Origin of the sequence: Leclercia barmai (assembly GCF_049312895.1) — a bacterium.
Lineage (GTDB): Bacteria > Pseudomonadota > Gammaproteobacteria > Enterobacterales > Enterobacteriaceae > Enterobacter > Enterobacter barmai.
Genome location: NZ_JBMNWZ010000010.1, coordinates 18,822 through 33,802, shown reverse-complemented (window position 1 = coordinate 33,802; position 14,981 = coordinate 18,822). Strand labels below are relative to the sequence as shown.

The following is a 14,981-nucleotide window of genomic DNA, read 5'->3' as shown; positions in this document are numbered from 1 at the left end:
GTCATTCCGGAGTTTATGAGGCGCTAAGGCGAACATAAGAGGTGGAATGAGCATCTACAGGTAGATTATTGCACGCAACGTGCCAAAGTTGCATCCCGAAGTTGTATGTATCCCAACTTTTTAAGATAAAAGGAAATTATCCCTGTAAGGCGGTAAACAGGCAGCAGAATGCTTCGACAAATACGGGAAACTGTCTCCTGGAAGAGACGCCCATAACGCTAAAGGGATATATTTTTATATTTCAAAGAGTTAAGTGTCACTTATTCACGACAGGCCAGCATATCGCTGTCGGCAATAAACAACAGTGGCAGGAATGACAGAAAACAAAAAACCCCGCCGAAGCGGGGTTCAAAATTGGTCGGCGAGAGAGGATTCGAACCTCCGACCCACTGGTCCCAAACCAGTTGCGCTACCAAGCTGCGCTACTCGCCGAAATACTGCTTTTTTGAATTTTTAGTTCAATTCATTAAAAGTCGTGGTGCGAGGGGGGGGACTCGAACCCCCACATCCTAAGGACACTAACACCTGAAGCTAGCGCGTCTACCAATTCCGCCACCTTCGCAATTCACAACTCTTTAAATAATGGGGTGGCTAATGGGATTCGAACCCACGACAACTGGAATCACAATCCAGGGCTCTACCAACTGAGCTATAGCCACCACTGTATTCTTTCACGCGGTTCTGCCTACTTCACAGACCACCGCAGCTCGAGCACCGGGTAAATGGTGCGCCCGACAGGATTCGAACCTGAGACCTCTGCCTCCGGAGGGCAGCGCTCTATCCAGCTGAGCTACGGGCGCTTAGCGCCGTTGCGGGGCTGGATATTACGGAGGTCTCGGTCTGCTGTCTAGTGCTTTTTTAAAAATAAATGCGCGTTTGCTTAGACTTTGCGCACTTTGCCGCATATTACTGCGTTTTTGTCCGATCTATGTGGCGACCCAGGCCAAAAAGCTTATATCCCGCGCTCACGGCGGCCAGGAAGATCATTCCGACATACAGCGACATGCGGGTGTCTTCGTTGAAGTACATGCCGATCAGCACGCAGATCAGGAACGCCATCGTTACGTAGTTCGCCCACGGGAACAGAATGGAGCGGAACGGATGGCTGGCAATCGCTTTTTTGTGTGCCTGGCGAAAACGCAGCTGGCTTATCAGGATCACAAACCACGGTACCATGCCCGGCAGAACGCTGGCGCTGTACACGTAAACAAAGACACGCTGCGGGTTCGGGATGATGTAGTTCAGGCATGACCCCACCAGCAGGATGACAATAGAAATGGCTACACCCGCCACCGGCACGCCCGCGCGGGAGACTTTGCCCACCGCCGCCGGAAGCTGGCGATTTTTCGCCAGGGCGTAGAGCATACGTCCGCAGCTGTACATGCCGCTGTTACAGCCGGACAGCGCCGCCGTCAGCACCACAAAGTTGATAATCGCCGCCGCCGCGGTAATGCCAATTTTGGCAAAGGTCAGCACGAACGGGCTACCGTTACTGCCAATCTCATTCCACGGGAAGATAGTGACGATGACGAAAATCGCGCCCACGTAGAAGATCAGGATACGCCACAGCACCTTGCCTACCGCGCTGCGCAGGGTCACCTGCGGATTTTTCGCTTCACCGGCAGTAATCCCAATCAGCTCAACGCCCTGATAGGACGCCACCACGATACAGAGCGCGGTCAGGAAGCCTTTCCAGCCGCCGGCAAAGAAGCCGCCGTGTTCAGTCAGATTACTAAAGCCAATCGCCTGGCCGCCGTTACCCAAACCGAAGAAAATCACCCCCACGCCGATGACAATCATCACGATAATGGTGGTGACTTTGATCATCGCGAACCAGAACTCGATCTCACCGTACAGACGCACGGCGGCCAGGTTCGCCAGCGCCACCAGCCCCACGGCGATCAGCGCGGGTATCCATTGCGCCATCTCCGGGAACCAGAACTGCACGTAGACCCCGATGGCGGTTATCTCTGATATCCCCACCGCCATCCACATAAACCAGTACGACCACGCCGTGAGATAGCCAAAAAACGGGCTCATGTAGCGGTGCGCATAGACGGCAAACGAACCGGCGACCGGTTCAAGGAACAACATCTCGCCCATGGAGCGCATGATAAAGAAGACGAACAGCCCGGCGATGATATACGCCAGCAGGACCGACGGCCCGGCCCATTTCAGGGTGCTGGCGGAGCCCATAAACAGGCCCACGCCAATCGTCCCGCCAAGGGCGATAAGTTCAATATGACGAGCTTCCAGCCCACGCTGAAGCTCCGGTTTTTTCTCTGCCATAAATCCTCGGTTGTGCTTGCGACTCTCCCGGCCTTAGCCGGTTATTGTTATAGGTACAGATGCGCTATCACAGGCTGTGCGTAATGGACCGTTTATGTTAACGGTTGATGCAAAAACAGCCTGGTACGGTAGTGACGGGGGGGAATGGTTTCTTAAATTTTGTGAAATGGCAAACGATGCGTTAAAAAAATGAATGTATTGCACATAAAAGCAGCATGTTTGCAGGTGAGTTGCAGCGCGAACAGCATATCGCGCTGCTAATAAGATATTAAAGCCGTCCTGAGTAGTGCCAGCCGAGATAACGCAGCAGACGTAGCTGGCGGGTGATGCGGCTGGGCTGGGATAACAGACGATACAGCCACTCCAGCCCCAGGTTCTGCCACACTTTTGGCGCACGCTTCACATGGCCGGTAAAGACATCATAGGTGCCGCCCACGCCCATATAGAGCGCGTCCGGGTAGACCAGGCGGCAGTCGCGCATCAGGATCTCCTGGCGCGGAGACCCCATGGCGACGGTGACGATCTTCGCTCCGCTGTCACGAATGCGGGCAAACAGCGCCTGCTGATCGTCCGCGCTGAAATAACCGTCCTGGCTACCGACGATATTCACCTGCCACTGCGCACGCAGTTTCTGCTCGGTTTGCGCCAGCACCTCAGGCTTGCCGCCGACGAGAAACACCGGCGTGCCGTCTGCGCCCGCCCGCGCCATCAGCGCTTCCCAGAGATCGGCACCTGCCACGCGGGAGATATTGGCAGACGGATATTTCTTACGCACGGAGCGAACCACGCTGATCCCGTCAGCGTATTTAAACTCGGCCGCTTCGATAAGATCCCGCACCTGGGCGTTATCCTCAATGGTAAGCATTTTTTCTGCATTGATGGCCACCAGCGTGCCGGTTTTGATCCCATCCCCGGCGCACAGATAGTCCAGCGCATGCTGCATATCACGCCAGCCGATCAGCTTCAGCCCCCGCAGGTCATACTGCGGTGCAGAGGTATTGTCAGTCATTATTATCCTTACTCAGACTCGCGAAAGCGCCCTGCCGCCAGCCGGTTCGCGCTTATGCACTAACCCGGCGCTGTCGAGCAGCCAGTACAGCAGCTTCGCCAGCAGCAGACAGACGCCAAAAACCACCATGAAAAAGACCACGCGGGAGACGAACGAATCCAGTCCTTCTCGCGCCAGCACGATCATATTGAAAATGGCACCGAAACAGAAACTATGCAAAATCGCTGCCTTATAGCGATTGGTCTCCTGATTGCCCAGGGTATAGAGCCAGTCGAACCACTTGATAATCAGCCCCACGGCAATGGCGCCAGGCAGGATAAACCAGCCGCCGCCCATCACCACCAGCGAGCCGATCAGCGTCGGTGAAATCGCCAGTCCGGAGTGGTTGTTCAGCACTTCCCAGGTAAAGTAGTTCGCGGTGTTCAGCACCACGCCGGGCCTGTCCGGCCACAGCCAGGTGGGGATAAAGACATAAAAATCGCGCACGATGGGCGCCAGCCCCTGGAAGTCGATTTTGTCGTAGTTCTGCAGCAGCAGGGCCAGGTTTTCCCACGGCGAGAAGGTGTCGCGGGTGAGGTACAGAAAGGTGTAAAACGCCTCGTCGCCGCTGACGTCCATGCCATAGCGCTTCAGCGCCAGCCAGAACATCCCCACGATCCCCATCACGCCCGCAGCCGCCAACATCCACAGCGAGATCCAGCCGCGAATAATGCCGATAAACAGGAAGATGGCGAAGGCGATAATGATGTTCGCGCGCGTGCCGCCGACAATCATGTAGGTCAGCAGGCCAAACGCCACGGTGCTGACCAGGAAGAACAGCCACGCCCGGGCATCCTGACGCAGAAAATAGACCACCAGCATCGCCGGAATGAAGAAATAGAAGAAGCGCTTGAGCGCCACGCCGGAGACTTCGCTGGAGAAGATCTGGCTGTAAGAGTGCAGCTTAAACAGCAAAAATCCGTTGTGCATGAAGAAGATACCGACGGTGACAAGGGCAATCCCCATCAGCATCATCCAGGCCAGGTGCGTCTCGACCCGGTTCATGGTGAACAGCGGCCGTCGCGACACGTTGCTGCTGGCCGGTTTTAGCCGCGTCTTATAGGCGACGTAATAGACCCCATAGAAGCAGGTGGCCGACAGCAGCGCCTGCATCAGGATCTCCGGCGGGACGACGGCCACATCGAAGCGGAAGACCAGAATGCTGGTCAGCGGGAAGCCGAAGTAAAAGGTCAGCAGAAACAGCAGCGAGAAGAAGACGTTAAAGTTGAAGCGCACCCGGCGGAACTCGAACCACGTCAGGGTGGCGATAAACAAGCTGCTCAGAAGCCAGATGACCAGCAGGCCGCTAAATTGCAACTGGCTCATGCATTCTCTCCTGAGGCGATCCGCAGCGCCTGATGCCACGGCGTGAGGTAGTTCGGGCTGAAGAAGTCGATGGCGTTTTTATCCACCTGCGCCAGCTGTCGCTGGGCTTCACGCACCACCTCTTCGTTCAGGTCATCCGTGGTGAACAGCACCGGAATGTGCTGCTCAGCCATATCCTGCCAGAACGGGTTTTCGCGATTAAGCACGCAGGGTACGCCCGCCTGGATCAGCAGACACAGCGTGCCAATCCCCTGCTGGCGCGCAAAGATAAAATAGCCCAGATCGCACTGGCGCAACAGCGCCAGGTAGTCGTCAAAGGCCAGCTTATCGCTGAGGATCTGCAGGTTGTCAGCGCTGAACAGCGCCAGCCCGCTCTGACGGACTTCATCGATGTACGCAGCGTTATTAGCAGGATAGCCCATCGGCACGATCACGTTGACCGTATCGCCAAATTGCTGATGTACCGCCTTCAGAGCCGCAACGTGCTCGTTGCTGCGATCCCCGGAGTTGCCCACCAGAATCGTCAGCTTGCCCTCGCGTTTCACGTCACTGGCTAAACCGTTCAGCGCCGGGTCCATGCGGGTCGGGAAATAGAGCAGCTCGCCGCGCACGTTCGGATGCTGTTTCGCGAAGTAGTTCAGATCGCCGCGGGTGGCAAAGATACAACCCACCCGGCCCTGCGCCATGCGCCGCAGCGGGTAGAAGAGACGGAATTTCCAGCCCCGGGAGACTTCATACAGATCAGCGCCCCAGATATGCCAGTTAAACTGCGCGGGCTTGATCCCGCCGTTCAGCAATGCCAGCCACAGGCCGGTATTAAACTGCCCGTGGAAAAAGAAACGCTGCTGACGATTCGCTTTGGCTTTGGCGATCACCGCTTTCGCAAGCGAGGCTTTGTCCGGCCAGAAGGTCAGCTGCAGTGCCGGGCAGGCGGCGCCAAGGCCGGTGTCCTTGCCCACCACCATAAATTCGCGGGCCAGCGCGCTGCCGGGTGCCAGTTCATCGTTGAAGAACCGCAGTACGGTCTGGTTATGATGTGGGATATCCGATCCCAGGACGTGAATCAGTGCAGTCATGCGCGTTTATGCCAAAGTAAAAAGACGCCGCAACAGGCAGCAAAATAGACAATGTAGGTGGCCATGTAGGCCTGAGCCGCCCCCAGCGCGCCGTGCGCAGGGATCAGCCAGTGCGAGAATGCGGTGAGCAACGCAAACTGGCTGATTTCCGCCAGGATATAGAGTCGCAGCGACGCCTTAGCGATCACCAGATAGCCAAAGACGTAAGCGCCTACTTTCAGCACATCCCCCACCAGCTGCCAGGCGAACAGATCGCGCATCGCGGTAAATTTGTCAGAGAACAGCAGCCAGATGGCGACATCGCGCAGCAACCAGACGGTAAAACTGGCCACCGCGACCGCCGGTAATACGAAGCGCAGCGAGCGGAGAATTTCGCGGGTGATCTCCTGCCGCGCCGTCAGACGAGACAGGGTTGGCAGCAGGTAGACGCTAAAGGAGGCGGTAATAAACTGCAGGTAGGCATCGGAGATACTGCTGACCCCCTGCCAGATCCCCACTTCATCCCAGCTGTAGTGCGCCGCCAGCAGGTTTCGCATCATCACATAGGCCACCGGCAGGGTGACGGAGGTGATGAGCGCCATCAGGGTAAATTTGCCCAGTTGGCCCGCGAGGATGTTGTCCCATTTGGGCTTGAGATAGTGCAGCGGAATGGTGCCCCTGCGCATCAGCATAAAGGCCGCCGGAACAACCACCAGCGCTGGCACCAGCGCCAGTCCCAGCAGCGCGCCTTCGTAGCCGCCCAGCCGGTAGCAGAAGTAATAGGCAATGACCCCAATTACGCTGCCGATAATCAGCGCCAGCGCATTGCCCGCGGCATCGCGAAAGCCCTTCATCAGCGCCAGCAGCAGGTTCGCCCAGGCGATGCCCATTTGAACCAGCGCCACCAGCCGCACCAGGCCCTGATAATTTGGATGACCAAACAGGCCCTGACTGATGGGCGCCGCCGCCAGTAAAAAGATGACCGCCAGCAGGGTGGAAAAGCCCAGTACCATCGCCGATGAGGTGCCGACAACCGTGCGCAGCTGCGCCGCATCGTCATGATACTGCGCGACGTACTTGGTCACGCCGTTGAAGATCCCCGCCCCGGCCAGTACGCCCAGTACGGTAACCAGCTGGCGGAAGTTACCCGCCTGCCCGACACCGGAAGGACCAAAGGAGACGGCCAGCAGTTTTACGACCAGCAATCCCACGCCGATCTTGACGAGTGTGGACGCGGCGGTCCACACCGATGCTTTCGCCAGAGACATATCAGCCGAAATAACTCAGAAGGGTATTAATCACCGTGCGCTGGTTAACCGCAGCGAGGTTGTAGAACAGCGGTAAGCGGAGTAACCGCTCACTTTCTTTCGTGGTGAAGCGATCTTCACCCACGAACTCGCCAAAGGCTTCGCCCGCCGGGCTGGAGTGCAGCGGAATATAGTGGAACACCGCCAGGATCTCAGCCTCTTTCAGATACGCGATAAGCGCGCTGCGATCGTCGTTATCCCGCAGCTTGATGTAGAACATATGGGCGTTGTGCACGCAGTCCGCCGGGATGGTCGGCAGTTCGATACGGCCTTTGCGCGCCAGCGGGGCCAGGGCATCGTGATAGGTCTGCCACAGGGCCAGACGCTGCTGGTTGATGCGGTCTGCCGCCTCCAGCTGGGCCCAAAGGTACGCCGCCTGCAGATCCGCCATCAGGTAGCTGGAGCCAATATCGCGCCAGGTGTACTTATCCACCTGCCCGCGGAAGAACTGGCTGCGGTTGGTGCCTTTCTCACGGATGATCTCTGCACGCTCCACCAGGGCACGATCGTTAATCAGCGTCGCCCCGCCTTCACCGCCCGCGGTGTAGTTTTTGGTTTCGTGGAAGCTGAAGCAGCCAATGTGCCCGATGGTGCCCAGCGCGCGGCCTTTGTAGGTGGACATCACCCCCTGGGCGGCGTCTTCCACCACGAACAGGTTGTGCTTTTTGGCAATCGCCATGATGGTGTCCATCTCACACGCCACACCGGCATAGTGAACCGGCACGATGGCGCGGGTTTTGTCGGTGATCACCGCTTCAATCAGCGTCTCGTCGATGTTCATGGTATCCGGGCGGATATCCACAAAGACGATTTTTGCCCCGCGCAGCACGAAGGCGTTGGCGGTAGAGACGAAGGTATAGCTCGGCATGATCACTTCATCACCGGGACCCAGATCAAGCAGCAGCGCCGCCATCTCCAGCGACGCCGTGCAGGACGGGGTCAGCAGAACTTTAGGACTCTGGAAACGCTGCTCCATCCACTGCTGGCAACGACGTGTATAACCGCCATCGCCACAAAGTTTGCCGCTGCCCATCGCAGACTGCATGTAATCGAGTTCGGTGCCCACCACAGGAGGCGCATTAAATGGGATCATCTTGTCACCTGTATAGCCAGTAAGCGGTCGATTCGATGTTGCCGCCGCTTGCGATGTAACGTTTAAGCGCGGCGGTGTTGCCCATCTGGGTCGCCACCCGCAAAGTAGAAATCTGCTGTTGCTGCGCCCAGTGCAGCGCCGCCTGCATTAACTTTTCGCCCATGCCGCGCCCGGCCAGCAGGCCGATACGCGCCTCGTCGTCGCTGAGCTCACGCAGGGAGACAAAGCCCTCGATGGCACCATCCGGCGCACGGAACACGAGGCAAAGATGGTCGAAGGTGCCTTTTACCGCATTTTCGATCCACTGGGCATAGAAGCGGCCGCTGTCGTCCGGGGCGTACCAGGGCGCGCGAAAGCGGCTCCGGGCAAAGGCCTGCGCGGCCTGCTGGCGCAGCGCCGGAATATCCTGTTCGGTTGCGGGTACAGCACCCGGGCAGGCATGCTGCGTTACGGTAATGGCAAGATCGACTTCGCCTTCTACCAGCCTGAACCCCAGCTGCTGCAGCGCATCCAGCCAGTCGGCGCGGGTGGCCGGAATTTTGGCCTGCACCCGCTGCCAGGCGTCTAAACCGGAGGCCGCCAGCAACGGCGCATCATCAGAGAGGCGCACAATCGCCGTGGGGAGGGCAAAAAACTCACTCTCCCACGCCAGCGGCTGTAATTCGCCGAAGAGCTGGCTCAACGCCAGACACCTTTGGTATCAACGATATAATCCTGACGCACAGCCTCGCCCTTGATGGCTTTAAACTCGCTGTGATCCACCAGCAGCACCAGCACATCGGCGGTGGCCAGCGCATCATCAACGCTTACCAGGGTGCAGTGGCCAGCCAGTTTTTTTGGCAGCTCGTGGATATTGGGTTCAACCACCTGGGTTTCGCCGCTGTGCCACTGGGCAATCATTTCGGCAATTTCCATCGCCGGGCTTTCACGCAGATCGTCAATGTTCGGCTTAAAGGCCAGACCAAAACAGGCGATGGTCACTTCACTGGCCCGCTTGCCGCTCTGGGTCAGGTAATCTGCCACCGTGGCTTTCACCTGATTCAGTACCCAGTGAGGTTTGCTGTCGTTTACTTCGCGGGCGGTACGGATAAGACGCGCCTGCTGCGGGTTCTGCGCCACGATAAACCACGGGTCGACCGCGATACAGTGACCGCCCACGCCCGGTCCCGGTTGCAGGATATTGACGCGCGGATGGCGGTTCGCGAGGCGAATCAGTTCCCAGACGTTAATCCCCTGATCGGCACAGATGAGCGACAGTTCATTGGCAAACGCGATGTTGACGTCGCGGAAGCTGTTTTCAGTCAGTTTGCACATTTCGGCGGTGCGGGAGTTGGTTACCACACATTCGCCTTCCAGGAAGATGTTGTACAGCTCGCTGGCGCGGGCGGAACAGACCGGGGTCATCCCGCCAATCACGCGATCGTTTTTAATCAGCTCGACCATCACCTGCCCCGGCAGCACGCGCTCCGGACAGTAGGCGACGTTGATATCGGCCTGCTCGCCCGCCTGCTGCGGGAAGGTCAGGTCCGGGCGGGCCTCCGCCAGCCACTCGGCCATCTGCTCGGTGGCACCCACCGGCGAAGTGGACTCGAGGATCACCAGTGCGCCTTTCTTTAACACCGGGGCGATAGATTTCGCTGCCGCTTCGACATACACCATATCCGGCTCGTGATCGCCCTTAAACGGCGTCGGCACGGCGATGAGATAGGCATCGGCGACCACCGGCGTGGTGCTGGCCTTCAGGTATCCCCCTTCAACGGCGGTTTTTACTACCTTGTCGAGGTCCGGCTCAACGATATGAATTTCACCTTTGTTGATGGTCGCAACCGCATGCTGGTTGATATCAACACCCACTACCTGTTTTTGACGGGAGGCAAATGCCGCCGCCGTTGGCAGCCCGATATAGCCAAGACCAATGACAGAAATGGTAGTAAAACTCATAGCGATACCCGATTGTGTTTGAGTGCGAACAAAATACGGTCACAGGCCTGGCCATCACCATACGGATTATGGGCCCGGCTCATGGCCTGATACTCTTCGTTGTTGTGCAGCAGGCGCGTCACCTCTTCGACGATGGTTCGCGAATCGGTGCCCACCAGTCTGACCGTTCCCGCTTTAACCGCTTCAGGACGCTCGGTGGTTTCACGCATCACCAGCACCGGTTTCCCGAGTGAAGGGGCTTCTTCCTGAATACCGCCTGAATCCGTCAGGATCAGCCAGGCATGGTTCATCAGCCAGACGAAAGGCAGATAGTCCTGCGGCTCAATAAGTATGACGTTTTTGACGTGCCCCAGGATGCGATTAACCGGCTCGCTGACGTTAGGGTTCAGATGCACCGGATAGACGATCTGGACATCTTCGTTCTGCGCGGCGATTTCGGCCAGCGCATGGCAAATTTGCTCAAAGCCCTGACCAAAGCTTTCCCGCCGGTGCCCGGTGACCAGAATCATCTTTTTACCGTTGGCGAGGAAGGGATACTGCTCGGCCAGGTGTCCGCGCAGGCTCTCGTTCGCCAGCACCCGGTCGCGCACCCAGATCAGCGCGTCGATCACCGTATTGCCAGTGACAAAAATATGCTGGTCGTTGACGTTTTCACGCAGCAGGTTCTGCCGGGAATTTTCGGTTGGCGCAAAGTGATACATCGCCAGATGGCCGGTCAGGGTCCGGTTGGCCTCTTCAGGCCACGGAGAGGAGAGATCCCCGGTACGTAAGCCGGCTTCGACATGACCAACCGGAATACGTTGATAGAACGCCGCCAGACTGGTGGCGATGGTAGTGGTGGTATCGCCATGCACCAGCACCACATCCGGTCTGAACGACTCCAGAATAGGCTTTAACCCTTCCAGAATACGGCAGGTGATTTCAGTTAATCCTTGCCCCGGCTTCATAATATTGAGGTCGTAGTCGGGAACAATGGAAAAGAGTTTAAGGACCTGATCCAGCATCTCCCGATGCTGCGCGGTAACGCAAACTTTCGCCTCAAAATAAGGATCGTTTGCGAGCGCATGAACCAGAGGCGCCATCTTGATGGCTTCCGGCCTTGTACCAAAGACGGTGAGTACTTTCACATCGATTCTCTTCGATTAAGCGATGAAGGCCAGCAGCCTTCATCGTAGATGGCGTTCTTAAATTTTGCGACGACGGGTTAATGCCACGCCTGCGCCAATTAAAGCACCCACAATCCCCCACATAATCATCAGGAATGCGCGACGTGGACTATCGCGTTTTACAGGTTCTTCAGGTGTACGCAAATAACGATAGGTCTGAAAACGTGGGTCCAGTGTCGGACCGACGTTGAGGGTCGTGAGCATGGCGCGGTTCTGGTCGTAATCGAGATCAAAATCTGGCCCTACGGCCTGCAGATTTTCCAGGCGCGCCTGGAGCATAGGACGGCCCAGCAGGAACATTTCAGAATCTGGCAGTTCATCGGCAGGCACGTCGGTTTCGCTGCGGGAGATATTGCTCTTTTCGGCAATCTTCAGCGCCTGCTCGATGTTATGCACCCGACGATTAAAGATAGCTTTCGCCACCTCTTCCTGACGTTTGACCTGGGCTTTCGTCTGTACGGTACGCGCCGACCAGGCACCTTTCAGCTCATCATTAAGATGGCTTGCCGCACGCTGGCTGGCGAAAGCAACGTACTGACGCAGCAGGTTATTCGCATCCGGCGCGGTTTCAGCGATCAGCTTGACGCTATCGTTGATGTTGCGCAGCGGGTCGCCCGCCATAAACTGAATGTTGTTGATCAGTTCATCCAGCAGGGCCGCATCCGCTTTGCTGTTGCCGACCATCCGCTGTTTGAAATAGTCGGTCTGGTTCCAGAAATCGCGGCGCGTATCCCAGGAGGCGAGCTGCATAACGAACTCTTTGTAGGACTCATCCATCACTGAAGGCTGGTCAGCGGAGGCCGGATTTGCTTTTACATCCAGGTTACGCAGAAACTGTTGCTGAGAGTAGAAGCCTCCGAGCATGTTCACCGTAGGACGGTCGGTAATTGCCGTCGCGCTCCACTCTTGTCTGGCGAAAAAGGTATAAGCCAGGGCGATAAGTGCAAAGCCCAGCGCAATACCTGCAATCCAAAACTTGCCCGCCCATAACACGCGGAACAAGCCACGAACATCCAGCTCATTCTCAGTTACCACTGATTTTGCTCCCGCCAACGGTTGAGTCATTACAGTCCCGATTTACTTAGTTAAAGTTGGGTTATTACCATTTCTACGCATACGGCGTTTTACACGTTTAATAAAGCGCGCCACTTTCCATGCACGTTTAATACAGTAGCCGTACAGGAAAAATGCAAGCAAGAATAATACCAACATTACCCATTCAGGAATGAAATGCGCGTATTCTGCGGCAACGCCAATCCCGGCTAACAGCGCAGCGGCCAGCGTAATGAGGACAAATGCCTGACGTGAGGTGAAGCCTGCGCGCATAATAAGATGGTGAATATGCTGGCGGTCCGGGGAGAACGGGCTCATCCCTTTGCGCAAACGGCGGTACATAATCGCCACCATATCCATCAGCGGAATGGCAATAATCCACAGAGCCGTCACCGGACTGATGGGATGGGTATTACCCTGGGTGGTTTCCAGCAGGATCCAGATAACGGTAAAACCAATCAGCGTACTTCCGGCATCGCCCATAAAGACTTTGTAGCGACGCCCCAGCACACCGAGGTTAAGACAGATATAAGGCAGAATGGCGGCGATCATCGCGAAGCACCACATCGACAGGCTGTACTGGCCGTCGAACCACAGGATGATACCGATAGCCGCGAACGAGACGCTTGAGAGCCCGCCGAGCAGGCCGTCGATGCCGTCCACCATGTTAAAGGCGTTAATCGCCGCCCACACGGCAAACAGCGTCAGGAAGTAGCCGAATGGCCCCAGTACCATCTCCCAGGTGCCAAAGATGTAGCCGAGGCTGCTGAGGTACAGCTTCCCCACCACCATCATAATGACGCCAATAGCCGCCTGAACCGCGGCACGGAATTTGACGCTGATGTCGTATCGGTCGTCCAGCGCCCCGACCAGCACCAGCACACCGGCACAGGCCAGATAGAGGGCCGCATGAGGGATATAATAATCCGCAATGCTGAAGGTGAAGCAGATACCCGCGTAAACAGAGATCCCACCAACCAGCGGAATCAAGCCTTGATGGCGTTTACGATAATTGGGCTTATCCACCAGTCCTACTCTCTTCGCCACCTTACGGGCGAGGAATAAAAAGCAGGTGGTGAAAAGAAAAATACTGATTAGCTCAGTCACCGCAGTGAGTAGATTCACAATGGATGCTCTCAACAAATGTTAATCCCGGAAGTATAACCTTGAAGGCTCAGCTCCAGAAGGAAAAAGCAGGCCTCACCCAAGTCCCTTTGTTTATTTTTCAGACAATTACTTTTCTGCTTTGACGAACATTCCGATTTTCGTCCCCGGCAGTATAATTTGACAGCTTACGTTTACAGCGTATAAGTCATAAAAGAAAAACGCCACGTAAAAACGTGGCGTTTCGGCGCTTTATTTACTTTACGAGCGTTTCATCATATCGAAGAAATCATCGTTAGTTTTGGTCATCGCCAGCTTGTTAATGAGGAACTCCATAGCGTCGATTTCACCCATTGGATGGATAATTTTGCGCAGGATCCACATTTTCTGCAGCTCTTCCTGAGTGGTGAGCAGCTCTTCTTTACGGGTACCGGAACGGTTGTAATCGATAGCCGGGAAGACGCGTTTTTCAGCGATTTTACGGGAGAGGTGCAGTTCCATGTTGCCTGTACCTTTAAACTCTTCGTAAATAACTTCATCCATCTTCGAACCGGTGTCGATCAGCGCAGTTGCGATGATGGTCAGGCTACCGCCCTCTTCCACGTTACGCGCAGCACCGAAGAAACGCTTCGGACGATGCAGGGCGTTGGCATCCACACCACCGGTCAGTACTTTACCGGAAGCCGGGACCACGGTGTTGTAGGCACGCGCCAGACGGGTAATAGAGTCGAGCAGGATAATAACGTCTTTTTTGTGCTCAACCAGACGCTTCGCCTTCTCGATAACCATTTCAGCAACCTGAACGTGGCGGGAAGCCGGTTCGTCAAAGGTAGACGCAACCACTTCACCTTTCACCAGACGCTGCATCTCGGTAACTTCTTCCGGACGTTCGTCAATCAGCAGTACCATCAGCACGCAGTCTGGGTGGTTGTAAGCGATGCTCTGCGCGATGTTCTGCAGCAGCATGGTTTTACCTGCTTTTGGCGGCGCAACAATCAGACCACGCTGACCACGACCAATTGGAGATGCCAGATCCAGAACGCGAGCGGTTAAGTCTTCGGTAGACCCGTTACCACGCTCCATGCGCAGGCGAGAGTTCGCGTGCAGCGGCGTTAAGTTTTCAAACAGGATCTTATTGCGCGAGTTTTCTGGTTTGTCGTAGTTAACTTCGTTAACTTTCAACAGCGCAAAGTAGCGTTCACCCTCTTTAGGAGGACGAATCTTACCTGAAATGGTGTCACCAGTGCGGAGGTTGAAACGGCGGATTTGGCTGGGGGAAACGTAGATATCATCAGGACCGGCGAGGTAGGAGCTGTCTGCAGAGCGGAGGAAACCAAATCCGTCCTGCAATATCTCCAGCACACCGTCGCCAAAGATATCTTCGCCACTCTTTGCGTGCTGCTTCAGGATGGCAAAAATGATGTCCTGCTTGCGCATACGGGCCTGGTTTTCCAGTCCCATATTTTCGCCGAGAGTGATCAGCTCAGAAACCGGCGTATTCTTTAATTCGGTAAGATTCATAATGGTGTGGGTTCTTAAACTCGGGGTGATACTCGAACTTAATTTGTGAATGGTATGGCAGGGTCATCCATGCCTGTT

Annotated in this window: 12 protein-coding genes and 4 tRNA genes; all 16 read right to left on the bottom strand. The window is 56.1% G+C overall.

Features of this window, described 5'->3' with window-relative positions; translation table 11 throughout:
• Nucleotides 1-355: 355 nt before the first annotated feature.
• The 16 genes from ACOYA6_RS22325 to rho all read right to left on the bottom strand — a co-directional run bounded on the left by ACOYA6_RS22325 (nucleotide 356) and on the right by rho (nucleotide 14,903).
• Nucleotides 356-432, bottom strand: a tRNA-Pro gene (locus ACOYA6_RS22325).
• A gap of 44 nt (nucleotides 433-476) precedes the next feature.
• A tRNA-Leu gene (locus tag ACOYA6_RS22320) sits at nucleotides 477-562 on the bottom strand.
• Nucleotides 563-583: 21 nt separating this feature from the next.
• A tRNA-His gene (locus tag ACOYA6_RS22315) sits at nucleotides 584-659 on the bottom strand.
• Nucleotides 660-723: 64 nt separating this feature from the next.
• A tRNA-Arg gene (locus ACOYA6_RS22310) sits at nucleotides 724-800 on the bottom strand.
• A 106-nt stretch (nucleotides 801-906) separates the two neighbouring features.
• Nucleotides 907-2,289, bottom strand: a complete 1,383-nt coding sequence (gene thrP, locus ACOYA6_RS22305; protein WP_422655439.1) for a bifunctional threonine/serine APC transporter ThrP — start codon at nucleotides 2,287-2,289, stop codon at nucleotides 907-909.
• A 268-nt stretch (nucleotides 2,290-2,557) separates the two neighbouring features.
• Entirely contained in the window at nucleotides 2,558-3,298 is a 741-nt protein-coding gene (wecG, locus tag ACOYA6_RS22300) for a lipopolysaccharide N-acetylmannosaminouronosyltransferase (protein ID WP_138370977.1), read from the bottom strand.
• Nucleotides 3,299-3,310: 12 nt separating this feature from the next.
• A complete protein-coding gene (gene wzyE, locus ACOYA6_RS22295; protein ID WP_422655438.1) occupies nucleotides 3,311-4,663 on the bottom strand; it encodes an ECA oligosaccharide polymerase in 1,353 nt (450 codons plus the stop codon).
• Nucleotides 4,660-5,739: a TDP-N-acetylfucosamine:lipid II N-acetylfucosaminyltransferase gene (locus tag ACOYA6_RS22290; protein WP_422655437.1), complete on the bottom strand. Its 1,080-nt coding sequence runs from the start codon at nucleotides 5,737-5,739 to the stop codon at nucleotides 4,660-4,662. Before ACOYA6_RS22290 ends, wzyE begins: the two co-directional genes overlap by 4 nt.
• Nucleotides 5,736-6,986, bottom strand: coding sequence for a lipid III flippase WzxE (wzxE, locus tag ACOYA6_RS22285; protein WP_039031226.1), 1,251 nt, complete (start codon nucleotides 6,984-6,986; stop codon nucleotides 5,736-5,738). Before wzxE ends, ACOYA6_RS22290 begins: the two co-directional genes overlap by 4 nt.
• A 1-nt stretch (nucleotide 6,987) precedes the next feature.
• Nucleotides 6,988-8,118: a dTDP-4-amino-4,6-dideoxygalactose transaminase gene (rffA, locus tag ACOYA6_RS22280; protein WP_422655436.1), complete on the bottom strand. Its 1,131-nt coding sequence runs from the start codon at nucleotides 8,116-8,118 to the stop codon at nucleotides 6,988-6,990.
• 4 nt (nucleotides 8,119-8,122) lie between these two features.
• Complete coding sequence (gene rffC / locus ACOYA6_RS22275) at nucleotides 8,123-8,800, bottom strand: dTDP-4-amino-4,6-dideoxy-D-galactose acyltransferase (protein WP_422655435.1); 678 nt, start codon at nucleotides 8,798-8,800, stop codon at nucleotides 8,123-8,125.
• Nucleotides 8,797-10,059 (bottom strand): UDP-N-acetyl-D-mannosamine dehydrogenase, encoded by a 1,263-nt coding sequence (wecC, locus tag ACOYA6_RS22270; RefSeq protein WP_422655434.1) that lies wholly within the window; start codon nucleotides 10,057-10,059, stop codon nucleotides 8,797-8,799. The genes rffC and wecC overlap by 4 nt, the downstream gene beginning before the upstream one ends.
• Nucleotides 10,056-11,186 (bottom strand): non-hydrolyzing UDP-N-acetylglucosamine 2-epimerase, encoded by a 1,131-nt coding sequence (gene wecB, locus ACOYA6_RS22265; protein WP_138370983.1) that lies wholly within the window; start codon nucleotides 11,184-11,186, stop codon nucleotides 10,056-10,058. Before wecB ends, wecC begins: the two co-directional genes overlap by 4 nt.
• A 57-nt stretch (nucleotides 11,187-11,243) precedes the next feature.
• The gene (gene wzzE / locus ACOYA6_RS22260) at nucleotides 11,244-12,290 is read right to left on the bottom strand and encodes an ECA polysaccharide chain length modulation protein (protein ID WP_039031231.1); all 1,047 of its coding nucleotides are present in this window, start codon (nucleotides 12,288-12,290) and stop codon (nucleotides 11,244-11,246) included.
• 12 nt (nucleotides 12,291-12,302) lie between these two features.
• Nucleotides 12,303-13,403: a UDP-N-acetylglucosamine--undecaprenyl-phosphate N-acetylglucosaminephosphotransferase gene (gene wecA / locus ACOYA6_RS22255; RefSeq protein ID WP_039031232.1), complete on the bottom strand. Its 1,101-nt coding sequence runs from the start codon at nucleotides 13,401-13,403 to the stop codon at nucleotides 12,303-12,305.
• Between the two features lie 240 nt (nucleotides 13,404-13,643).
• The gene (rho, locus tag ACOYA6_RS22250; RefSeq protein WP_001054528.1) at nucleotides 13,644-14,903 is read right to left on the bottom strand and encodes a transcription termination factor Rho; all 1,260 of its coding nucleotides are present in this window, start codon (nucleotides 14,901-14,903) and stop codon (nucleotides 13,644-13,646) included.
• Between the last annotated feature and the right edge of the window lie 78 nt (nucleotides 14,904-14,981).